Annotated in this window: 18 protein-coding genes; 12 read left to right on the top strand and 6 right to left on the bottom strand. The window is 67.6% G+C overall.

The window, feature by feature from the left end; genetic code table 11:
• Genes hpnA through Q5H94_RS11985 form a run of 7 tightly spaced genes read left to right on the top strand, consistent with a single transcriptional unit; the run spans nucleotide 1 to nucleotide 7,729 of the window.
• Entirely contained in the window at nucleotides 1–1,008 is a 1,008-nt protein-coding gene (gene hpnA / locus Q5H94_RS12015) for a hopanoid-associated sugar epimerase (RefSeq protein ID WP_304561507.1), read from the top strand.
• Entirely contained in the window at nucleotides 1,005–2,129 is a 1,125-nt protein-coding gene (locus Q5H94_RS12010; protein ID WP_304561506.1) for a glycosyltransferase, read from the top strand. Before hpnA ends, Q5H94_RS12010 begins: the two co-directional genes overlap by 4 nt.
• Entirely contained in the window at nucleotides 2,126–2,980 is an 855-nt protein-coding gene (gene hpnC, locus Q5H94_RS12005) for a squalene synthase HpnC (protein WP_304561505.1), read from the top strand. Before Q5H94_RS12010 ends, hpnC begins: the two co-directional genes overlap by 4 nt.
• Nucleotides 2,977–3,822 carry a presqualene diphosphate synthase HpnD gene (gene hpnD, locus Q5H94_RS12000; RefSeq protein WP_304561504.1) on the top strand — a complete coding sequence of 282 codons (846 nt, stop codon included), beginning with the start codon at nucleotides 2,977–2,979 and terminating at the stop codon, nucleotides 3,820–3,822. The genes hpnC and hpnD overlap by 4 nt, the downstream gene beginning before the upstream one ends.
• Entirely contained in the window at nucleotides 3,819–5,069 is a 1,251-nt protein-coding gene (gene hpnE / locus Q5H94_RS11995; RefSeq protein ID WP_304561503.1) for a hydroxysqualene dehydroxylase HpnE, read from the top strand. The genes hpnD and hpnE overlap by 4 nt, the downstream gene beginning before the upstream one ends.
• Before the next feature lie 9 nt (nucleotides 5,070–5,078).
• The gene (shc, locus tag Q5H94_RS11990) at nucleotides 5,079–7,028 is read left to right on the top strand and encodes a squalene--hopene cyclase (protein ID WP_304561502.1); all 1,950 of its coding nucleotides are present in this window, start codon (nucleotides 5,079–5,081) and stop codon (nucleotides 7,026–7,028) included.
• Nucleotides 7,025–7,729 (top strand): phosphorylase family protein, encoded by a 705-nt coding sequence (locus Q5H94_RS11985; protein WP_304561501.1) that lies wholly within the window; start codon nucleotides 7,025–7,027, stop codon nucleotides 7,727–7,729. Before shc ends, Q5H94_RS11985 begins: the two co-directional genes overlap by 4 nt.
• Here the strand turns inward: Q5H94_RS11985 and Q5H94_RS11980 are convergent.
• Genes Q5H94_RS11980 through ispH form a run of 4 tightly spaced genes read right to left on the bottom strand, consistent with a single transcriptional unit; the run spans nucleotide 7,719 to nucleotide 10,434 of the window.
• Nucleotides 7,719–8,024 carry a type II toxin-antitoxin system RelE/ParE family toxin gene (locus tag Q5H94_RS11980; RefSeq protein ID WP_304561500.1) on the bottom strand — a complete coding sequence of 102 codons (306 nt, stop codon included), beginning with the start codon at nucleotides 8,022–8,024 and terminating at the stop codon, nucleotides 7,719–7,721. The genes Q5H94_RS11985 and Q5H94_RS11980 overlap by 11 nt on opposite strands.
• Entirely contained in the window at nucleotides 8,021–8,278 is a 258-nt protein-coding gene (locus Q5H94_RS11975) for a type II toxin-antitoxin system ParD family antitoxin (protein WP_304561499.1), read from the bottom strand. The genes Q5H94_RS11980 and Q5H94_RS11975 overlap by 4 nt, the downstream gene beginning before the upstream one ends.
• Before the next feature lie 45 nt (nucleotides 8,279–8,323).
• Entirely contained in the window at nucleotides 8,324–9,469 is a 1,146-nt protein-coding gene (hpnH, locus tag Q5H94_RS11970; RefSeq protein ID WP_304561498.1) for an adenosyl-hopene transferase HpnH, read from the bottom strand.
• 11 nt (nucleotides 9,470–9,480) lie between these two features.
• The gene (ispH, locus tag Q5H94_RS11965) at nucleotides 9,481–10,434 is read right to left on the bottom strand and encodes a 4-hydroxy-3-methylbut-2-enyl diphosphate reductase (protein ID WP_304561497.1); all 954 of its coding nucleotides are present in this window, start codon (nucleotides 10,432–10,434) and stop codon (nucleotides 9,481–9,483) included.
• Between the two features lie 280 nt (nucleotides 10,435–10,714).
• On the opposite strand from ispH, the gene Q5H94_RS11960 reads away from it, so the two are divergent.
• Together Q5H94_RS11960 and Q5H94_RS11955 are read left to right on the top strand one after the other, a co-directional pair.
• Nucleotides 10,715–11,314, top strand: a complete 600-nt coding sequence (locus Q5H94_RS11960; protein ID WP_304561496.1) for an ABC transporter substrate-binding protein — start codon at nucleotides 10,715–10,717, stop codon at nucleotides 11,312–11,314.
• Nucleotides 11,315–11,349: 35 nt separating this feature from the next.
• The gene (locus Q5H94_RS11955; RefSeq protein WP_304561495.1) at nucleotides 11,350–12,381 is read left to right on the top strand and encodes an MlaA family lipoprotein; all 1,032 of its coding nucleotides are present in this window, start codon (nucleotides 11,350–11,352) and stop codon (nucleotides 12,379–12,381) included.
• Here Q5H94_RS11955 and hpnN read toward each other — a convergent pair.
• Nucleotides 12,332–14,941 (bottom strand): hopanoid transporter HpnN, encoded by a 2,610-nt coding sequence (gene hpnN, locus Q5H94_RS11950; protein ID WP_304561494.1) that lies wholly within the window; start codon nucleotides 14,939–14,941, stop codon nucleotides 12,332–12,334. The genes Q5H94_RS11955 and hpnN overlap by 50 nt on opposite strands.
• On the bottom strand, nucleotides 14,942–15,412 hold the full coding sequence (locus Q5H94_RS11945; protein ID WP_304561493.1) for a DUF2141 domain-containing protein: 471 nt from the start codon (nucleotides 15,410–15,412) through the stop codon (nucleotides 14,942–14,944). It lies immediately after the preceding gene.
• A 233-nt stretch (nucleotides 15,413–15,645) separates the two neighbouring features.
• Between Q5H94_RS11945 and Q5H94_RS11940 the strand changes: the two genes are divergently transcribed.
• Genes Q5H94_RS11940 through Q5H94_RS11930 form a run of 3 tightly spaced genes read left to right on the top strand, consistent with a single transcriptional unit; the run spans nucleotide 15,646 to nucleotide 22,594 of the window.
• On the top strand, nucleotides 15,646–17,394 hold the full coding sequence (locus Q5H94_RS11940; RefSeq protein WP_304561492.1) for a non-ribosomal peptide synthetase: 1,749 nt from the start codon (nucleotides 15,646–15,648) through the stop codon (nucleotides 17,392–17,394).
• Complete coding sequence (locus Q5H94_RS11935; RefSeq protein ID WP_304561491.1) at nucleotides 17,394–18,617, top strand: cytochrome P450; 1,224 nt, start codon at nucleotides 17,394–17,396, stop codon at nucleotides 18,615–18,617. The genes Q5H94_RS11940 and Q5H94_RS11935 overlap by 1 nt, the downstream gene beginning before the upstream one ends.
• Nucleotides 18,614–22,594 carry a non-ribosomal peptide synthetase gene (locus tag Q5H94_RS11930; protein WP_304561490.1) on the top strand — a complete coding sequence of 1,327 codons (3,981 nt, stop codon included), beginning with the start codon at nucleotides 18,614–18,616 and terminating at the stop codon, nucleotides 22,592–22,594. Before Q5H94_RS11935 ends, Q5H94_RS11930 begins: the two co-directional genes overlap by 4 nt.

Genomic DNA, 22,594 nt, shown 5'->3' with positions numbered 1-22,594 from the left:
ATGACGGAAGCGATCGACAGGCAGGGATTGGTGCTCGTCACCGGCGTATCCGGCTTCGTCGGATCGGCGGTGGCGCGGCGGCTGGCGGCGGACGGATGGAAGGTGCGCGGCCTCGTCCGCGCGACAAGTCCGCGCGCCAATCTCGGCGATTTTCCGGGCGAGCTTGTCGAGGGCGATGCGCGTGACGAAGCGGCAATGGCGCGCGCGGTGGCGGGGGTGCGGCACCTCTTCCACGTCGCCGCCGACTACCGCATCTGGGCACCAGACCCGGAGGAGATCGTCCGCAATAATCTCGCCAGCACCCGCATCGTGATGAACGCGGCGCGGGCGGCGGCGGTCGAGCGCATCGTCTACACCAGCAGCGTGGCGACGATCCTGCCAGACGATACCGGCCCCGCAGACGAAACGCGGCCGGCGACGCCCGAACAGGCGGTCGGCGCGTACAAGCGCAGCAAGGTCGTCGCCGAACGGCTCGTCGAGGCGATGGTGGCCGAGGGGCTGCCCGCCGTGATCGTCAACCCTTCCACCCCGATCGGCCCACGCGACGTGCGGCCGACGCCGACCGGACGGATCATCATCGAGGCGGCGTCGGGCAAGATGCCCGCCTTTGTCGACAGCGGCCTCAACCTCGTTCACGTCGACGATGTGGCGGAGGGCCACCGCCTCGCCTTCGAGAAGGGCCGCATCGGCGAACGCTACATCCTCGGCGGACGGGACGTGTCGCTCGGCGCGATGCTGGGCGAGATTGCCGCGCTGGTCGGACGCAAGGCCCCGACCGTCGCGCTGCCGCGTGGTCCATTGTATCCGCTGGCGTGGATCAACGAGGGCCTCGCGCGGATCACCGGCAAGGAGCCCTTTCTGACGATCGATTCGCTCAAGATGGCGAGCCACGCGATGTATTATTCCAGCGCGAAGGCGGAAGCTGAGCTGGGCTATCATGCGCGCCCGCATGTCGAGGCGCTGGCCGATGCGATCGCCTGGTTCCGGGACGCGGGGGTGCTGAAATGATCTGGCTCGCCGCCGTCACGCTGGCGATCTGGCTCGGCATATTGCTGACACGCGACTGGTTCTGGCTGAACCGGGAGCACGATACGCGTGCCCTCCCCCCCGATCCGCCGGTCTGGCCCGCCGTCACCGCCGTCGTCCCGGCCCGCGACGAGGCGGAGGTGATCGCGCGCTCGATCTCCAGCCTCGCCGCGCAGGACTATCCCGGCGATTTCCGCATCATCCTGGTCGATGACGGCAGCAGCGACGGCACCGCGCGCATCGCCCGCGACGTGGGTTCCGACCGGCTCACCATCCTCCCCGGCGCACCGCTCGCCCCAGGATGGACCGGTAAGCTCTGGGCTGTGTCGCAGGGCATCGCGGCTGCTGGCGCGACCGACTATCTCCTCCTAACCGACGCCGACATCGCCCACGCGACCGATACCTTGCGCAGCCTCGTCGCGCGCGCGACCGGCGATCGCCGCGTGCTCGTTTCGTTGATGGCCCGCCTGCGTTGCGAAAGCCTCGCCGAGCAGGCGCTGATCCCTGCCTTCGTGTGGTTCTTCGCGATGCTTTACCCCTTCGCGACCGTGAACCGGCGCGGACGCGGCCTCGGCGGGGCGGCGGGCGGCGTCATGCTGGTCGAGCGCTCGGCGCTGGAACGTGCGGGCGGGATCGCGGCGGTGCGCGGCGCGCTGATCGACGATTGCGCATTCGGCGCGCTGATGAAGCGGCACGGCGACATCTGGCTCGGCCTCACCAATCGCGCGCAGAGCATCCGCGTCTACGACACCTGGGCCTCGGTTGCGGCGATGATCTCGCGCTCGGCCTATGCGCAGCTCGGCTATAATCCGCTGATACTGGCGGGCACCACCATCGGCCTCGCGCTGACCTATCTCGCGCCGCCCTTGCTGGCGGTGTTCGCGCGCGGCTATGCGCAGGCGGGTGGGATATTGGTCTGGCTTCTGATGGCACTCGCGTTTCAACCGATGCTGCGATTCTACCGCCGCTCGCCGCTGTGGGGGCTGGCGCTGCCCTTGATCGCGAGCTTCTATGCGGGCTGCACTTTGCTGTCGGCGTGGCAGCACGCGCGCGGGCGCGGCGGCATGTGGAAGGGCCGCGCCCAAGCGGACCTGCACGCATGAACGCGCCCCTCCCCCATCAAGCGACGGACCTCGCCTCGGGCAAGGATCACACGAAAGAGAATTTCCCGGTCGCCTCGGCGATCCTAAAGCCGCAGCACCGCGCGCCGGTAATGGCCTTCTACCGCTTCGCCCGCGCCGCCGACGACGTGGCCGACCACGCCACCGCCTCCGCCGACGAGAAGCTGGCGCTGCTCGGCGGGATGCGCGCGACGATCGAGGGCAGAAGCGACGCCGACGCCAACTCGGTCGCCCTGCGCGAGACGATGGCGGCGTACCGGCTCGATCCCGTCCACGCACTCGACCTGCTCACCGCCTTCGAGCGCGACTGCACGATCGACCGCTATTACGACTGGGAGGCGCTGATCGACTATTGCCGCTATTCGGCGATGCCGGTCGGCCGCTACGTGCTCGACGTCCACGGCGAGAGCCGCGACACCTGGCCCGCCAACGATGCACTCTGCGCCGCGCTGCAGGTCATCAATCACCTGCAGGATTGCGGGAAGGATTACCGCGCGATCGGCCGCGTGTACTTGCCCCTCGATATCCTCGCCGAACATGGCACGTCGCTGGAGCACCTCGGACCCGACAAGGCCTCGCCGCAATTGCGTGCGGCCATCACGGATCTTGCGACCCGGACCGAGGGGCTGCTCGCCACCTCGCGCGGCTTTGCCGGTACGGTCAAGGATCTACGCTTGTCCGTCGAGGTCGCAGTGATCCAGCGCCTCGCCGAGAGCCTCACTGCGCGGCTGAAAATGCGCGACCCGCTTTCGGAAAAGGTCCATCACGGCAAAGTCGAGATGCTCGGCCTCGCCGCCTCCGCCGCCATCGCGCGGCTGGTGTTCCGCCGATGAATCTCGACAACACTCCGGCGTCGCTGCAGTCGCAGGTCTCGGGCAGCAGCTTCTACGCCGGCATGCGCGTGCTGCCCAAGGCCGAGCGCGAAGCGATGTACGCCGTCTACGCCTTCTGCCGCGCGGTCGACGACATCGCCGACGACGAGCACAAGATCGGCGACCGCGCCGAACGCGCGCGGCAACTAGACCGCTGGCGCGGCGATATCGAGGCGCTCTACGCCGGCAGCGACCCCGGCCAGGCCGCGCTGGTGGCGGAAGCCGTGCGGCGCTTCGGGCTGGAGAGGGCCGATTTCCTCGCCGTGATCGACGGCATGGCGATGGACGTCGCCGCCGATATCCGCTGGGTGCCGTTCGAGACGCTCGATCTCTATTGCGACCGCGTCGCCTCCGCCGTCGGCCGCCTGTCGGTAAAGATCTTCGGCATGGAGCATGAGCCCGGCGTCGCGCTGTCGCATCATCTCGGCCGCGCGCTGCAATTCACCAACATCTTGCGCGACGTGGACGAGGATGCGGCGATCGGCCGCGTCTATCTGGCGGAGGAGCATCTCACCGCCGCCGGTATCGTCTTCACGACGCCGCTGGAGGTCGTAAACCATCCCAATATCGACGCCGCCTGCCGCCCGCTCGCGGCGAAGGCGCAGGCGCATTTCGCCGAGGCCAACCGCATCCTCGCCAGCCGCCCCAAGGGCCATCTCATCGCGCCGCGGCTGATGGCGGCGGTCTATGCGCCGATCCTGTCACGCATGGAAAAGGCCGGGTGGACGAGCCCGCGCACGCGCATCCGCACCAACAAGCCCGCGCTGATCCTCACCGCGCTGAGGCTCTGGCTGTTCCGTTGAGGCGCGCGCATGTGATCGGTGCGGGGATGGCAGGGCTGTCCGCCGCGGTCGAGCTGGCGCGCGCGGGCTTCGCGGTGTCGGTGGCGGACGGCGCGGCGCAGGCGGGCGGGCGCTGCCGCAGCTATCACGATCCGCAACTCGGACGGACGATCGACAACGGCAATCACCTCGTCCTGTCGGGCAACGACGCCGTAGCGCACTATCTCGGCGTCATCGGTGCCGGCGACCGGCTGAGCGGTCCCGATACGGCGGAGTTCGCCTTCGTCGATCGTATCTCGGGCGAGCGCTGGCACTTCCGCCCGAACGAGGGCCGCATCCCGTGGTGGATCTTCTCGAAGGCGCGGCGCGTGCCGGGCACGAGGGCGCGCGACTATATCCGCCTCGCCGGCCTCACCACCGGCGCGCCGGGCCAGACCGTCGCCGACCGGATCGATCCGGGCGGCGTGGTGTGGGACCGGCTGCTCGATCCGGTGCTGCTGGCGGCGCTCAACACCGCCCCCGCCGAGGGCGACGCGACGCTCGCCGCCGCGATCATCGCGCAGACGCTGGGGCGCGGTGGCAAGGCGATGCGCGCGCGGATCGCCGAGCCGACGCTGGCGGCCGCCTTCGTCGATCCGGCGCTGGCGTGGCTCGGCCGCCATGACGCCAAAGTGACGCTCGGCCAGCGCCTACGGAGCATCGACTTCGATGGCGACCGCGTTTGCGCGCTAAACTTCGCGAGCGGAATACAAGATATCGCGCCCGGCGAGCCGGTCATCCTCGCGGTGCCGCCCTGGGTCGCGACCGACCTGCTGCCCGGTCTCACCGCCCCCGACGATTTCCGCGCGATCGTCAACGCGCACTTCGCGTTCGCGCCGCCGCCCGGTACGCCGCCGATGATCGGCGTCATCGGCGGCGCGGCGGAGTGGATCTTCGCCTTCCCGGATCGCATCTCTGTAACGGTGAGCGCCGCTGACCGCATGATCGACACCGACCGCGAGACGCTCGCGCGCGCCTTCTGGGCCGATATCGCCGCCATCCACGGCCTGCCGCCGGAACGGCCCGCGTGGCAGATCGTGAAGGAAAAGCGCGCGACCTTCGCCGCCACGCCCGCGCAGGAGGCGAAGCGCCCGCCCGCCAAGACGCGCTGGCGCAACCTGTTCCTCGCCGGCGACTGGACGCGGACCGGCCTGCCCGCGACGATCGAAGGCGCTTTGCGCTCGGGCGTCACCGCCGCGCGCTTGGCGGGCAGCGCCGCTCTGCTATAGGCCTCGCGCATGGCAACCCTGTTGGAACCCAAGACCGATCTCGTCGCGCTCGCCGATGCCGCGACCAATCGCGCCGCCGCCGCCCTCGCCGCCGCGCAACAGCCCGACGGGCATTGGGTGTTCGAGCTCGAGGCCGACGCGACGATCCCGGCAGAATACGTGCTGCTGCGGCACTATCTCGGCGAGCCGCGCGACGTGGAGATCGAACGCAAGATCGGCGTCTACCTCCGCCGTATCCAGGGCACGCATCACGGCTGGCCGCTGTTTCACGGCGGCGCGTTCGACGTCAGCGCGAGCGTGAAGGCATATTATGCGCTCAAGATGATCGGCGACGACGTGAACGCCCCGCACATGGCGGCGGCGCGCGCGGCGATCCTGGCGGTAGGCGGGGCGGAAGCGACCAACGTCTTTACACGCATCCAGCTTGCGCTGTTCGATGCGGGGCCGTGGAAGGCGGTGCCGACGCTGCCCGTCGAACTGATCCTGTTGCCGCGCTGGTTCCCGATACACCTCTCGAAGATGGCCTATTGGGCGCGCACAGTGATCGTGCCGCTGCTCGTGCTCGCCGCAAAGAAGCCGGTTGCGGTCAACGAAAGCGACGTGAAGGTCGATGAGCTTTACACCGGCGTGGCGAAACCGCCCGAGAGCAAGGCGGCTGGCACCAAGCGCGGCTGGACGATCTTCTTCAACGGGCTCGATGTCGTGCTGAAGCGCGTCGATCGGTTCTGGCCCGGCAAACTACGTGCCCACGCGGTCCGGAAATGCGTCGATTTCACCGTCGAGCGGCTGAACGGAGAGGACGGGCTCGGCGCGATCTATCCGGCGATGGCGAACAGCGTGATGATGTTCGCCTGCCTCGGCTATGCGGAGGATCATCCGCACCGCGCCATCGCGCGCAAATCGGTCGAGAATCTGCTCGTCGTGAAGGAGGACGAGGCCTATTGCCAGCCCTGCGTCTCGCCCGTCTGGGACACCGCGTTGGCCGCCCATGCGATGCTGGAGGCGGGCGGCGAGGACAACGAGGCGCGCGCCGATGCCGCGCTCGCGTGGCTCAAGCCGCTGCAAGTGCTCGACGTGAGGGGCGACTGGGCAGAGCAGCGACCGGACGTACGCCCCGGCGGCTGGGCTTTCCAGTATAACAACGCGCATTACCCCGATCTCGACGACACCGCCGTCGTCGTCATGGCGATGGACCGGGCGCAGGCGCGATCCGGCGCGGATTACCGCGAGGCAATCGATCGCGGCGTCGAATGGACGGTCGGTTTGCAAAGCAAGGGCGGCGGCTTCGGCGCGTTCGATGCTGACAATCATCACCATTACCTCAACAACATCCCCTTTGCCGATCACGGCGCGCTGCTCGATCCCGCCACCAGCGACGTGTCGGCGCGCGTCGTGTCGATGCTCGGCCAACTCGGCGAGAATCTCGACTCGCCGCGCATGCAGGAAGCACTCGGCTTCCTCGAGCGCGAGCAGATGGCGGACGGGAGTTGGTTCGGGCGCTGGGGCGTGAACTACATCTACGGCACCTGGTCGGTGCTGTGCGCCTTGAACGCGGCGGGCGTCGACCCGCAGTCGCCGATGGTGCGCAAGGCGGTCGCGTGGCTGGTGTCGATCCAGAACGTGGACGGCGGCTGGGGCGAGGATTGCGACAGCTACGACCTCGCCTACAAGACCTACACCCCCGCCCCCTCGACCGCCTCGCAAACCGGCTGGGCACTGCTCGCGCTGATGGCGGCGGGCGAGGTCGATCTGACGGCGGTCGATCGCGGCGTCGCGCACCTCGCGGCGACGCAGGACGCGGACGGCTTGTGGGGGCAGGAGATGTACACCGGCGGCGGCTTCCCGCGCGTGTTCTACCTGCGCTACCACGGCTACCCCAAATACTTCCCGCTCTGGGCAATGGCCCGCTACCGCAACCTCAAGCGCGGCAACACGCGGCGCGTGGCGGTGGGGATGTGACGATCCTCGTCGCTTGCGGCTTGAAGCGCGAGGCGAAGATTATTGAGCGCGAAGACTTCCTCGTCATTCCCGGCGGTGGCGACGCGGCAGGGCTTGAGGCGAAGCTGGAGGCCGCAATCGCGGGCGAAACCGTCGAGGTTCTGCTGTCGGTCGGGATCGCAGGCGCGCTCGATCCTTCGCTGAAGCCCGGGGACATCGTGATTGGAACCACACCAGCGCCGTTTCCTCGCGAAAGCGAGCGGACCGTTGAGAAGCTGCGACATCTTCTGCCGTGGGCGGTCGTCGGCACGATCGTCGGAAGCGATACCATTGCCGCGACTATCGAGCAGAAGCGTCATCTCCGCGCGACCACCGGGGCGATTGCGGTGGACATGGAATCGCACATCGCCGCGCGCATAGCCGAGCGTCACGCTTTGCCCTTTGCGATAATCCGCACGATTTCCGATGCCGCAGACCACGTCCTGCCCCCGGCGGCGTTGGTCGGCATGAACTCCGATGGCAGCATGGCGCTCGGCGCGGTACTGAAATCGCTGGCGCGCGACCCGGCGCAACTCCCCGCTCTCATCCGCACCGGCCGCGATGCCGCGCGCGCCTTCCAAGCCTTGCAAGATACGATCGAGAGCGTCGCGCTCTCGATGCACTACAGCCCGAAGGACTCGTTCTTCGGCGCAAAGCCGCCTGCTGGACCGGCTATTCGCTGACCTCCGCGCCCAGGATCGTGTCGTAATCCTGCGCACCGTTCAGGATGTGCAGCACGAACACGCGCGACGAATCGACCCGGTAGAAAATAAGATATCGGCCATACCTGCGCTTGCGCACGCCCTCGGCCTCATAGCGAGGGACCAGCGGAAAACCTGTCGGAAGGTCAGCGAGGTTGAGGCATTTTTCCCGTAGTTCGCGAATGAAACTGATTGCCCGCCGGGGATCGTCCTGCGCGATGAAGTCCGCGATCGTTTCGAGATCACGCTCGGCGGATGCCGAGAGGTGAACGATCACTCGCTATCACTCGCCAGCGCTCGATATTTGGCTTCGAGCCGGTTGAACACCTCGCCTGCTGGCCGCGTCCGCCCCGCGTCGATATCGGCCAGCCCGCGCGCGATCGACACGTCGAGCGCCGCAAGGCGCGTCTCGCGATCCTGAATGAGGCGGACGCCTTCGCGCAGTACCTCGCTTTTGGAATTGTACCGCCCCGTCTCGACGAGTTGCGAAACGAACGCCTCGAGTTGCCGTCCCAGATCAGCGCTGATCATCGTGCCATCTCCATCAACGGCACGATATCATCTTATCAACAGTTATCAAGCCGCCCGCTGAACCCGCTTGAACCCCTCGGGGTCGGCCGCCTTGATCTTCGCCAGTTCGCGCTCGACGTGAGTCGAGTGGACGTCCTCGGCCTTGCGCGCCTTCGAGATGTCGATGTCGGCCGCCATCGGCCCGTCCGTCCGCACGCCCTTGCGGCCGATGTTGAACATCGCCAGCGGGTTGCGGATCGATTCGCTCGCGGCGGTACCTTCGAAGCCGCAATGGACCATGCAGTTCGAGCATTTCTCGTACTTGCCGACGCCGTACTGGTCCCAGTCGGTGCCTTCCATCAGCTCGGCGAAGGTCTGCACATAGCCCTCGCCGACGAGGTAGCACGGCTTCTGCCAGCCGAAGACGGTGCGCAGCGGCATCGACCAGGGCGTGCATTCGTAGCTGCGGTTGCCCGCCAGGAAATCAAGGAACAGCGGCGAGTTGGTGAAGTCCCACGCCTTGCCGCCGTCGCCGAGCTTGAACACGTCGCGGAAGAAATTCTTGGTACGCTCGCGCGTGAGGAAATGCTCCTGGTCGGCCGCACGCTCGTAGGAATAGCCGGGCGACAGCGTGATCTCGACGCCCAGTTCCTTCATCTTGTCGAAGAACGACGCCAGCCGCTGCGGCTCCGCGCCGTCGAACACGGTGCAGTTGATCTGCACGCGGAAACCCGCCGCCTTGGCCATCTCGATCGCCTCGATCGCGACCTCATAGGTGCCATCCTGATCGACGGCATGGTCGTGCATCTGCTTGTCACCGTCGAGATGGATCGACCAGGTGAAGAAGGGCGACGGCTTGTAATCCTTGATCTTCTTCTTGAGCAGCAGCGCGTTGGTGCAGAGGATCACGAACTTCTTCTTCGCGATATAGCCCTCGACGATCTTGGGCATGTCGCGGTGAAGCAGCGGCTCGCCGCCCGCGATCGAAACGGCGGGCGCGCCGCATTCGTCGATCGCGTCCATGCACTCGTCATAGCTCATGCGCTGGTTGAGGATGGGATCGGGATAATCGATCTTGCCACAGCCGGGGCATGCCAGATTGCAGCGCAACAGCGGCTCGAGCATCAGAACGAGCGGATATTTGCCGCCCGAGATGTGCTTCTTGAGCGTGTAGGCGCCGATGCGCGCAAGGGCGGGAAGCGGAAGAGTCATAGCAATATGTCCTAGTTCGCCATCGCGCGCGGCGCAGGGGTCGTTTCCCTTAGCTCACGCGGCAGTCCGAATTCCAGCGTCTCTTCGATGCCGTCGAGCTGCGAGACCTCGACCGGCCCGAGCTTGCGAAGCGCTTCGATCACGCTGTCGACCAGTTCGTCGGGGGCGGACGCGCCCGCCGTCAGGCCGACGGTCTCAACGCCATCGAACCACGCCGGATCGATCGCGCTGCCGTCGGCGACGAGATAGCTCGGCAGGCCCTCGTCCGCGCCGAGATCGCGCAGGCGGCTGGAATTGGAGCTGTTCTCCGCCCCCACCACCAGCAGTAGATCGACGACGCGACACAGGTCGCGCACGGCGGTCTGGCGGTTCTGCGTGGCGTAGCAAATCTCGGACACGTCGGGCCCGATCAGATTCTTGAAGCGCGCGCCCAGCGCTGCGATGATCGACCGCGTATCGTCCACGCTCAGCGTCGTCTGCGTGATGTACGCGACCTCGGCATCGTCGGGGATGTCGAGATCGGCGACCGAAGCGGCGGTCGGCACCAGATGCACCGGCGCGTCGATCTGCCCGCGCGTGCCGATCACCTCGGCATGGCCCTCATGGCCGATCATCACCAACGTCCGCCCGGCCTTGGCATAGCGACGGCCCTGCAGATGCACCTTGGTGACGAGCGGGCACGTCGCGTCGAGCACGGGGAGCCCGCGCGCCTGCGCCTCCTGCTCCACCGTCCGCGCGACACCGTGCGCGCTGAACACCGTCATCGCGCCGGCCGGAACCTCCGACAATTCCTCGACGAACACGGCACCCTTGCCGCGCAGCTTGTCGACGACGTGCTTGTTGTGGACGATCTCGTGGCGGACGTAGATCGGCGCGCCGTAACGCTCGATCGCGCGCTCCACGATCTCGATCGCCCGTACCACGCCAGCGCAGAATCCGCGCGGGTTGGCCAATATTACTCGCAAGGCGACGTCCTTTCGACCACGGTCTTTATCGTTAGCTCGACGCCGTGAATGGCCGTTCGCCATACGCCGCCGCCCCCGGGAAGCCGATCAATTTAGTGACCCTGCCCGAAAATTGAAGCGGAAAAAGGGCAATGTGCTGCACTGCGGAACGGGAGCATGGTGGAACCGTTCAGCCAGGCGTCAGCCGTTTGTGCTAATCGCACACCTATAGTATCGGGCCGCCGCGTACCTAAATAGCGTGCGGAAGAGTGTAGATTCGAGAGTAATGATGGAAATCAAGATGTCCGCCCTCGCCCGTCTCATGGCTCCTGTCGCGCTCATCGCGGTGGCGGCACCTGCTGCGGCGCAGGAACAAGCGGTTGCGCCGGTTCAGGCGCTCGATGACGGCCTGCTCGCCATCATGAAGGGCGGCAAGGCATTGGGCTTCGCGGGCCGTTCGGCGAAGATCGGTGCAGTGGTGGACCGCAGCTTCGACATCCCGCTGATGACGCGCCTGACGGTCGGCCCCGCCTGGACGACGACCGCGCCGGGCGATCAGGCCGCGCTCGTCGCCGCTTTCCGCAAGCTGACGATCTCTCAATATGCCGGCAACTTTAATGATTTTGGTGGCGAGAGCTTCGCGGTCGATCCCAAGGTGGAGACACGCGGCACCGACAAGATGGTGAAGACGCGGCTCAACGTGCCAAAGGGCGACGGCGCCACCCTCGCCTATCGCTTGCGGCCAAGCGGCGGCCAGTGGAAGATCATCGACGTGTTCTACAACAATTCGGTGAGCCAGCTCGCGACGCGCCGGTCCGATTTTGCGGGCGTGCTGGCGAAGGGCGGCGCGAAGGCGCTCGTCACGCATCTCGATCAGCTCGCCGCCAAGGCAGCGCGCTGATCCGCAGGTCGGTCGATCGATGGGCGAGCCGCTACGTGCTCGCCGCGGCGCTGATGGCCCCGTCGGTCGCGGGGGCTCAGGCGGTCGCGCCGCCACCGGTGCGCCCGACGCTCACCGTTCCCGCCGAACCCACGGTGGCCGTCGACAAGCCGGTCAAGACGAAGCACGCGCATACCAAGGGCGATCCGCTCGAAGGGCTCAATCGCGGGCTGTTCGGTATCCATCAGTTCCTCGACCGCATCCTCTTCCGCCCGGTCTCGATGGCGTACAAGACGGTCGTGCCGAAGATCGTGCGCGGCGGCATCCGGCATTTCTTCTCGAACGTCGGCGAGCCGATCGTGTTCGTGAACGACATCCTGCAATTGAAGCCGAAGCGCGCGGTCAAGACGTTCGGCCGCTTCGCCGTCAATTCGACGATCGGCGTCGGCGGCCTCGTGGATGTCGCCAAGACCAAAGGCTTCGACCTGCCGCACCATGACAACGGCTTCGGCAACACGCTCGGCCGCTACGGCATCGGACCGGGACCGTATCTGTTCATCCCCTTCGTCGGGCCGACCGATTTTCGCGATCTCACCAGCGGGCCGGTCGATGGCTTGGTGCTGCCCGCCTCGGTCGGCTTCTTCTTCGATCAGGCGCGCTATCAGATCACACAGGGCGTCGTGACCGGCCTCGATCAGCGATCCGAGGCGGACGGCGATCTCAAGGTGCTGCTGGACGGCGCGGTCGATCCCTATGCGACCCTGCGCTCGGCCTTCCTGCAGACGCGCGCAGCGACGATCTACGAACTGCGCCACGGCGAGGGCAAGACGGCGAGCCCGCTCGACGATCCGCTCAACGATCCGATGGCGGATCCGGCAGCCCCCGCCGCCGCGTCGGGCGATACGCCGACCGATCCGCAGGCGTCTCCGCCGAACGCCGTGGACATGCCCGCCGATCCGGCAGCCGCCCCCGCCAGCGGCGATCCGCTCGCCGATCCGTTGCGAGACCCGGCCGCCGTGCAGCAGCCGGCACCCACCGTCACGCCGGTTCCGGCGCCCCCCGCTTCGTCGGCACCTTCGAACCCCTAGGCGGCCCCAGCAGCGCGGGCTCGAAGATCAGCGCGCACACCAAAGTCCAGGCCAGCGAGATCATCAGGATCTTGCCCATGCTCGCAGTCCCCGGATGCGCCGACAGCCACAGGCTGCCGAACGCGCTGCCCGTCGCCAGCGCCGAGAACAGCACCGCGCGCGCCAGGCTCGATTGCAGCAGATCGGTCGCACCCGCCCGCCACGCCATCACGAAATAGATGTGGAACGCAACGCCGACGCCGAACAGCAGCGGGAAGGCGATGATGTTGGCAAAGTTGATCGGCTGCCCGATCAGCACGCAGCTCCCCAGCGTCAGGAAACCCGACAGCACGACGGGCGCAAGCGTGAAGGCGACCTCCTTCGCATCGCGCAGCACGACGAACAGCAGCCCGCTCACCAGCACCAGCGCGAGCAGTCCGGCCTCGACGAACGCCCAAGCGACCGTCCCCGCCGCCTCCTGCGTCGCCACCGGCAAGCCCGACGCGGTCGGCGCGACCGCGCGCACCGCCTTCGTGAAACGCCGCAGCACCGCATTGTCGTTGCTGTCGCCCTTCGGGAACACCTGGATCAGCGCACGCCCGTCCTTCGCCAGCCAGTCGCCGGAAAGCTCGGGCGGCAGCGTTTCGCGCGTCACCGCCTCGGCGGTCAGCGGCGCGCGTACCTGATCGAGCATCGTTCCGAGCGGCGTCACCACGACCTCGCTCGCCTTCGCCCGCGCGGACGGCGGTGCCTTGGCGAGCCGCTCCAGCACGCCCGCCAGCCGCAGCGCGGTGGCGTCGCCCGTGCCCACCTTGCGCAACTGTGCCGCCGTTGACGCCAAGGCGGCGACATTCTCCGCATCGCTCGGCGCGGGCGCCATGTCGAACGGGTTGATCGTCGGATCGAGCAGCAGCGCCGCATCCTGCAGCAGCGCGAGCTTGGCGGGCTGGTCTTCGGGCACGAAACTGTCGAGCGTGATCGCCTCGGCGACCTCGGGCAGCGTCGCCAGCCGCGCCGCCATCGTCTTTGCGGCTTGCGGATTCGCGGCGAGCAGGTTGATCGTGTTGGGCGTGCGCAGCGGATCCTTGATGAGATCGCCCAGCGCCCGCATCGCCGGCATATCCGGGTTGCGCAGATGCAGCGGGTTGAAGTCGAAACGCACGAACGGCAGCAGCGCGACCGACACCAGCATGGAGATCGCGAACGCCCACAGCACATGCCTGCGATGCGTGTGCAGCCAGCGGTCGACCGGCGCGGCCTCCTTGAACCCCACTTCGCGTCGCGGCGCACCCGGCCGGAACAGCATCAGCAGCGCGGGCAGCAAGGTCACGCTCAGCAGCAGCGCGACGATCATGCCGATGCCGGCGATGATGCCGAGTTCGGTGATGCCGATATAATCGGTCGGCAGGAACGCCCCGAAGCCGAGGAACACCGCCCCCGCCGCCAGCGCCAGCGGTGCCGCCAGCGCGGTCGCCGCCCCGGTCAACGCGGGCGCATAGTCGAGCCCCTCCAGCCGCTCGGCATTGAAGCGCACGCTGATCTGGATGCCGAAATCCACACCCAGCCCGACGAACAGCGGAATGAACGCGACCGAAATCAGGTTCAGTTCGCGCACCGCCAGCAGACCGAGCGCGGTCGTGACGATCAACCCCGCCACGATCGACAGCACGATCGCCGCGACGATCTTGGCCGAGCGCGTCGCGAACCACAAAGTCACCAGCATCGCGAGCGCCATCACCGCGCCGACGAAGCCGATATTCTCCTCGAGGCTGCCGAACTCCTCGTCGTTGAGTGGCACCTCGCCGGTCGACCGCACGGAAACGCCGTGCGCCGCGTCGAGGCCGAGCGCGTTCGCGTGCGCGGCGATGGCGGCGACGGCATCCTCGCCGGGTTTCAGCGAGTTATAGTCGAGCTTGGGCTGGACGAGGATCAGCCTGCGCTTCGGCGCGTCGAGCCCGCTGCCCGGCTCCGCCATCAATTCCTGCCAGGAGAAATACGCCGTCTTGCCACTCAGCGACGTGTCGAGCGCATCGCCCAGCCGCTTCATCGGCTTGTCGAGATCGGCGAGCTTGGCCTCGCCCTGCTCCACCCCGGTCAGCGCGGTGCCGAACGCCTGCGCCACACCGCGCAGCGACGGGTCGCGCGCCAGCGGCCCCAGCAGCGGCTGCGCCTTGATCAGCGCCTCGGTCGCCTTGCGGACGCTCTCGGTCGATCCGAACATCAGCCCTTCGCGCGCGAAGAACGCGCCGCCATCCGGCCGCGCCACGCGCCGGAACTGCTTCGTGTCGGTCGTCAGCCGCTCGGTCAGTTTCGTAGCGGCGCTCTCCGCCAGCTCGGGCGTCTCGCCATCGACGATGATCAGCAGCGAATCCTTCAGATGCGGGAACGCATTCTCCACCGCCTGCTCGTTCTTGCGCCAGTCGACCTGCGGGGAGATCAGCGCCGCCGTGTCGGTCGTCATCGCGAAATTGCCGGCAGCATAGGCGATCGCGCCCGCCGTCAGCGCGAGGCACAGCAACGCCACGGCCACGGGCCGCCGCACGCTGGCCGCGACCAGCCCGAGGATGAAATTCGCGATCACTTAACGCGGATTCTCGCCGCCGAGGAAATAGCGCATCTTGATGTGAATGGTCTGCTCCGCGCCGTTGGTGGTGAACGCCGCGTCCTTCCAGCTCGGCGGGCCGAAGGTGATCTTGGCGTCGTTCGAGAAGCCGACGCCTTCCTTCGGCATGCCGAACAAACCGCGATCCACCTTCTTGTTCCCGTTCTCGTCGAGGAACGCCTGGATCGCATAGGTGCCGGCGGGCAGGCCCTTCACCGTCAGCCGCACGCCGCCGATCTTCGACGGCGTATCGGCCGAGATGGGACATTCCTTCAGGAACTGCGCCTTGGTGCATACGTCCAGATGCACCACGCCCTTGGCGGTGCGCAGGTTGGTGAAGTCGATATGCAGCACGCTCGGGCTTTCGGCTGCACCCGTCACCAGGGGTGCCAGCATCAGCAAGCCAGCCGGGCCGACCAGCGCGCTCCCGCGTAACGTCTTGGTATTCAACAAAGCCTGCCTCACCAGTCAAAGGGTTTCGGGCTCGCCATGCGCGAACCCGGAACCGATGCGATTTTCTGCGTGAACAGCCGCTGTATCGCGCCGTTCGCTCCCTTCCACGGGCGTTAGCGACAAATTTCGACGGAATGTGGAAAAATCGACTTTCAGACACAGGCCGGCAATCGACCTTAAGGGATAACTCACGTTTTTTTGCTTTGGTGTGCGCAACTTGGGAGACCGGAATGCGTGACCAGACAGCGACAGCGAATGTGCTGCCGTCCTCCATCAGCCTGCGTGTCGCGCGACATGCGCAGCTTTCTGCGACGGCTATCGAAGCACCCGAAGGCACGATCAGCTATGCCGATCTCGACGCACGGGTGAGCAGTCTCGCCGGCGCGCTCGTCACCGCAGGCGTCACCCCCGGCTCGCTCGTCGCGGTCTGCCTGCCGCGCTCGATCGCACAGATCACCGCGTTGCTCGCCGCGTGGCGCGTGGGCGCGGGCTATCTCCCGCTCGATCCCGCCTGGCCGCAGGCACGCTTCGCGAGCTTCGTCGCGCGCGCCGATTGCTCGGCGATCATCACCGATCTGGGCGACATCGCCGGCGAGACGCCCGTCGTCGCCCCCGACGCGCGCGGCACGGCGATGCCGCCTGCGACCGGCGATCTCGCCTATGTCATCTTCACCTCGGGCTCGACCGGCGAGCCCAAGGCGGTCGAGGTCGGCCACGACAATCTCGCCGCGCTGGTCGACTGGCACAATGCAGCGTTCGCGGTGACGGCGGGCACGCGCTCATCGCACCTCGCCGGGCTCGGTTTCGATGCGGCGGCATGGGAAGTGTGGCCCACGCTGGCGGCGGGCGGCACGCTCGTTCTCGCTGACGACGCGACCCGACTCGACACGCACGCGCTGAAGGACTGGCTGGTCGCGCAGCGCGTCGAGGTCGCCTTCGCGCCGACCGCCCTCGCCGAGCCGCTCGTCCGCATGGACTGGCCTACCGACGCCGCGCTGCGCGTACTCCTCACCGGCGCCGACAAGCTCACGGTGCGCCCCAAGGCGGGCCAGCGCTTCGCCTTCGTCAACAATTACGGCCCCACCGAATGCACCGTCGTCGCGACCTCGGGTGTCGTCGCGAGCGATGGCGCCGGGCTGCCCGCGATCGGGAGTGCGATCGCGGGCACCACGATTCACCTGCTCGATCCGATGGGCAACGACGTCGCCCCCGGCTGCGCGGGCGAGATCTGCATCGGCGGCGCGCAGGTCGCGCGCGGCTACCGCGGCGACGCAGCGCTCACCGAGCGCAAGTTCGCGGTGCATGAGGAATATGGCCGCCTATACCTGACCGGCGATCTCGCGCTGCGCCTTGAAAGCGGCGAATACCAGTTCCTCGGCCGCGTCGACGGCCAGGTGAAGGTGCGCGGGCACCGCATCGAGCCGGCCGAAGTCACTGCCGCGCTGGGCGCGCTGGCGGACGTCGCCTCCAGCCACGTCGTCGTCCGCGACGGCGAACTGGTCGCCTATGTCGTGCCCGCTTCGGACACCACCGCCGGAAGCCTGCGCGCCGCGCTGGCCGAGACGCTGCCGGATTACATGGTCCCGACGCACTTCGCGCATCTCGAAACGATGCCGCTCACGGCCAACGGCAAGGTCGATGTCCGCGCCCTGCCCGATCCGCTTACGTGCATGATGATCGAAGGCACCGAAGCGCGCGCGCCTTCGACCCCGACCGAGCAGCGCCTGTTCGAGATCATCAGCGACGTGCTCGGCCACAAGGGCTTCGGCGTCGACGACGATTTCTTCCTGCTCGGCGGCCACTCGCTGCTCGGTACGCAGGTCATCATCCGCGCGCGCGACGCCTTCGGCATCGACCTCTCGCTGTTCCACCTGTTCGAAGCGCCGACCGTCGCGAAGCTCGCCGAGGTCGTCGAGAACCTGATCTTCGCCAAGATCGAATCGATGAGCGACGAGGATATCGCGAGGCTCTCGGCATAATGGCGACGAAGCCCGTATCCGATCCCTCGCTCAGCCTGTTCCGTCTGCTCGATCCGGCGGTGCTGGCGGATCCGTATCCGCTCTACATGCGACTGCGCGAGGAGGATCCGGTCTATTGGGATCCGTATCTGCACAGCTGGGTCGTCACCCGCTATTCGGACGTCCACGCCGTGCTGCACCGCATGTCCGCCGATCGCACGCCCTCGCCGGAACATATGCGCGCGATGGGCCTCGGCTCGATCGAGCCGATCGCGAACGTGATGGTCAAGCAGATGCTGTTCCTCGATCCGCCCAACCACACGATCCTGCGCAAACTCTGCTCGACCGCCTTCACGCCGCGCCGCGTCGAGCTGCTCGACGAGATGGTCAACGAGGTCGCCAACCGCCTGATCGACAAGGCGCTGCCCAACGGTGAGATCGATATCCTCACCGATTTCGCCGAGCCCTTCCCGTCGATCGTCTTCGCGCACCTGATGGGCGTGCCGGAGGAGGATCACGCCCAGCTCAAGGCCTGGTCCGCCGACTATGCGCAGATGCTCGGCAATTTCTCGCACAATCCGGACGGCATCGCGCAGGTGCTGAAGTCGACCGAGGATATGTCCGCCTATTTCCGCCACGCGATCCGCTCGGGCAGCCTCAAGGACGGCCTCGTCAAGTCGCTGGTCGAGGCCGAGATCGACGGCCAGAAACTGACCGAGGACGAGGTCATCGCCAACGCCATCGTCACGATGGTCGGCGGGCAGGAGACCACCACCAACCTCATCGGCTGCGGCATGCTCACGCTATTCCGCCAGCCCGAGAAGCTCGCCGAACTGCGCGATGCCGATCCCGAGATCATGCCGAGCGCGATCGAGGAACTGCTGCGCTACGAATCGCCGTCGCAGCACACCTCGCGCATCGCCACCGAGGATACGCTGATGGGCGGCAAGCTCATCCGCAAGGGCACACCGGTGATGGCGGTGATGGCCGCCGCCAACCGCGACCCGGAACGCTTCGCCGATCCCGACGCGCTCGATTTCCGCCGCGCCGACAATCGCCACATGGCGTTCGGCTGGGCGGCGCATTTCTGCTTCGGTGCGCCGCTCGCCCGCATGGAGGGCAAGGTCGCGTTCCGTGCCCTGCTGACCCGCCTCCCCAACCTCGCGCTCCCCGAGCAGAAGCTCGAATGGCGTGCGAACCTCGGCCTTCGCGGCCTCAAAAACCTGCGAGTGACCTTCGGATGAACATGCCCGCCAAGATCGACGCCGCCGCCGCGCGTCGGGAACTCCTTGCCAAGATGCTCGCCGGCGATGCCGCCAGGGCATCCGCCGCGCCAGCGCCGATCCCGGTGCGCCCCCCGGAGGCACGCATCCCGCTGACGGCGGAGCAGAACCAGCTCTGGCTGCACGCGCAGATGGCGCCGGAGATGCCGCTCTACAACGAATCGATCACGATTCACCGCTGGGGCCCGTACGATCATCAGGCGCTGGAAAAGGCGCTGACCGAGGTCGTCCGCCGCCACGCCGTCTGGCGTTCGGCGATCGTCGAAGTGGGCGGCGACTATGTGATGGAAGTCGCGCCGAGCGAACACATCAGCCTGCGTATCATCGACATCAGCCATCTCCCCGAAGGCGAGCGCGATGCCGAGGCCGTCCGCCTCGCCACCGAGGATGCGCGCGAACCGATTCCGGCCGACCGCGCGCCGCTGTTCCGCGCGCGCGTCGTCAGGATGGGCGAGGAGGATCACCGCCTCTACCTCACGCTGCACCACGTCATCTTCGACGGCGTCTCGATCTACAAGACGCTGGTCCCCGAACTGTCGAAGCTGGTCGATGCCTATGAGCAGGGCCTGCCCTCGCCGCTCCCCGAACCGACGCTCCAGTACGCGGACTATGCTGTCTGGCAGGCGGGCCTCGAAACCGAGCAGGCCTACAAGCCGCAGCTCGCCTTCTGGCGCGAGCAGCTCGTGGAGCCGATCCCGCGTCTCGAGATCGTCGGCGATCGCCCGCGCGCGGCGCTGCCGACCTATGCCGGATCGATGCACGTGTTCGAGATCGAGGCGCATCTCACCGAGCGCTTGAAGGAGATCGCCCGCGCCGAGAACGCGACGCTCTACGCCGTGCTGCTCGCCGGCTACAAGGCGATGCTCTACCGCTACACCGGCGACGAGGACGTGATCGTCGGCGGCGTCACCGACACGCGCCGCCGCCCCGAGCTGCAGCCGCTGATGGGCTATTTCCTCAACACCTTCGCGATCCGCAGCCGCCCCGCCGGCAAGACGGTCTTCCGCGACTATCTCGCGCAGGTGAAGCGCAGCGTCATCGGTGCGCTCGGCGCCAGCGACATTCCGTTCGACAAGATGCTCCGCGCGCTCGACATCAAGCGCGGCACCGGCACGCATCCCTTGTTCAACACGCTCTTCTCGATCGAGCCGCCGGTGGATCCCTTCCCTGCCGGCTGGGATCTCACGCAGATGGACGTGACGGTCGGCGCGGCCAAATACGACCTCTATCTCGAACTCGACGAGCGCCCCGAGGGCGGGATGCATGCCCGCTTCCTATATTCGACCGAACTCTACGATGCCGTCACCATCGAACGCATGGCCGATCACTGGCTGCGCCTGCTGGACGGCGTCGCTGCCGATCCCGCCACGCCGCTCGCCGCGCTGCCGATGGTCGATCCCGCCGAACGCGCGCAGGAGAATGGCTGGAACGAAACGCGCCGCGACATCCCTTACGACAGCGTTGTGGAGTGGGTCGCGCAGCGCGCGGCGTCCGAACCGACCACGCAGGTGATCGCGCAGGACGGCACGGTCTGGACCTATGCCGATCTGGCGCAGCGCTCCGACGCCATCGCCTATCAATTGAACGCGCGCGGCGTCGGCCCCGGCCAGCTCGTCGGCCTGTCGGTCGAACGCACGCCGTGGATGATCGCGGCTATGCTCGGCATCGCCAAGACCGGCGCGGCCTATCTCCCGCTCGACCCCGGCTTCCCGCCCGCGCGCCTCGCCACCATCGTCGAGAGCGCCGAGCCCGCGCTGATCCTGTGCGAGCCCTCGACCGAACACGTCCTGCCGCAAAATGCTGCGCCTCTGCTGCACCTCGCGCGCGACTGGCCGGCACAGGCGTTCACGCCGCCCGCGCTCGACCCGGAGGCGCCGGTCTATGTGCTCTACACCTCGGGCTCGACCGGCAAGCCCAAGGGCGTCGAGATCCCGCATGCCGCGCTCACCAACTTCCTCGTCGGCATGGAGGACAGCCTCGGTGTCGCGCCGCGCTCGTCGATCCTCGCCATCACCACGCTCTCCTTCGACATCGCCGAGCTCGAGATCTGGCTGCCGCTCGTCACCGGCGGCAAGGTCCATCTCGCCACGCGCGAGACCGCGACCGACATGATCGCCCTCGCCGAGATGGTCGAGCGGCTCAAGCCCAGCATCCTCCAGGCCACCCCCGCCACCTGGCGCGGCCTGATCGAGGCGGGCTGGCAGGGCGCTCCGGCCATGAAGGCGCTCTGCGGCGGCGAGAAGATGCCGCGCACCCTCGCCGACCAGCTCCGCCCCCGCGTCGCCGAACTGTGGAACATGTACGGCCCGACCGAGACGACGATCTGGTCGACCGTCGCGCGCGTCCTGCCCGAGGGCACGATCACCATCGGCAAGCCCATCGCCAACACCACGATCCGCATCCTCGACGAGCATGACAATGACCGCCCGCTCGGCGCGGTCGGGGAGCTGTGCATCGGCGGGCGCGGCGTCGCCATCGGCTATCGCGGCCGGCCGGACCTGACCGAAGCCAAGTTCGTGACGGTGGCCGGCGAGCGCCTCTACCGCACCGGCGACCTCGCGCGCTGGCGGCCCGACGGCATGCTCGAATGTCTCGGCCGCACCGACAACGAAGAGAAGATCCGCGGCTTCCGCGTCGCCATCGAGGAAGTCGAGGGCGCGCTCGCTGCCCTCCCCGGCGTGTCGGCGGCGGTAGTCAAGGCGTGGCCGGACGCCAGCGGCGAACGCGCGCTCTGCGGCTATCTCGTCGGCACCGGCGAGATAGCCGAGTGGCGCGAGCAGCTCTCGGCCACCCTCCCCGATTACATGATCCCGACGCGCTTCGTCGTCCTGCCCGAACTGCCGCAGACGCCCAACGGCAAGGTCGATCGCCACGCACTGCCCGAGCCCGGCGCACCCGTCGTCGGCACCATTGTCCCGCTAGAAGGCGCGGCCGAAGAGAAGCTCGCCAAGATCTGGAGCGAGGTGCTCAAGACCGAGGTCGTCTCGCGCAACGCCGATTTCTTCGATCTCGGCGGCCATTCGCTGCTGATCGCGCGCCTGCTCCGCCGGATCGACGCCGAATACAAGATCAAGCTGCCGATGGCCGCGCTGTTCCAGGCCCCGCGCCTTGCCGACATGGCCGCGGTGATCGCCTCGGGCAAGGTCGACAATCCGGCCGTCGCCCCCATCCAGCCGCACGGCTCGCAGCCGCCGATCATCTGGCTCGACGGCGGATCGACTTTCCGCCCGCTCGCCGACCGGCTCGGCGACGACCAGCCGTTCCTCGGCGTGTCGACGGCGGCGGTGATCGAGGCGCAAGGGCCCCTGCCGCCCAAGGATTTCCGCGATACCGCCAAGCTGATCGTCAAGACGCTCAAGCAGGTCCAGCCCGAGGGCCCCTACCGCATCGGCGGCTGGTGTACCGCCGGCATCCTCGCCTACGCCGTCGCCTCGGAGATGGAGGCGCAGGGCGAGGAGGTTCGCCTGCTGATGCTCGCGCATCCCTTCCACCCCGTCGCCGCGCGGCAGATCGGCGCGGTGCGCTTCTTCCTGTCGAAGTTCAAATATCACCTCGACAAGACCTTCGCCCAGCCAAAGGGCAAGCGCCTGCGCTACTTCCTCGATCGCCTGCAGGGCCTGTCGGATGCCGCCGCGCTGGCGGGGGGGCGCGAGGCCGTGCTGCAGCCCAAGATGCAGTCCGCGCTGGATCATTCGGCGAGCCGGTATACGCCGCCGGTCTACCAGGGCGACGTGATCCTGTTCCAGCCGGACGATCATCCCGGCGTGCTCGATTTCGTCAAGGAATGGCGCGCGCAGGTCCACGGCGAGTTCGAGGCGCACATCGTCCCCGGCGGTCACCGCACGATGCTCGAGGCACCGCATGTCGACGTGCTGGCGGGGCTGCTGCAAGCCCGCCTCGCCAAGGTCAACGCGGCGGCCGCGCGCCGCGCCGCCTGA

Origin of the sequence: Sphingomonas immobilis (assembly GCF_030580995.1) — a bacterium.
GTDB classification, from domain to species: Bacteria; Pseudomonadota; Alphaproteobacteria; order Sphingomonadales; family Sphingomonadaceae; genus Sphingomonas; species Sphingomonas immobilis.
Note: the sequence above shows the minus strand (reverse complement) of the source record. Positions and strands in the feature narration are given on the sequence as shown.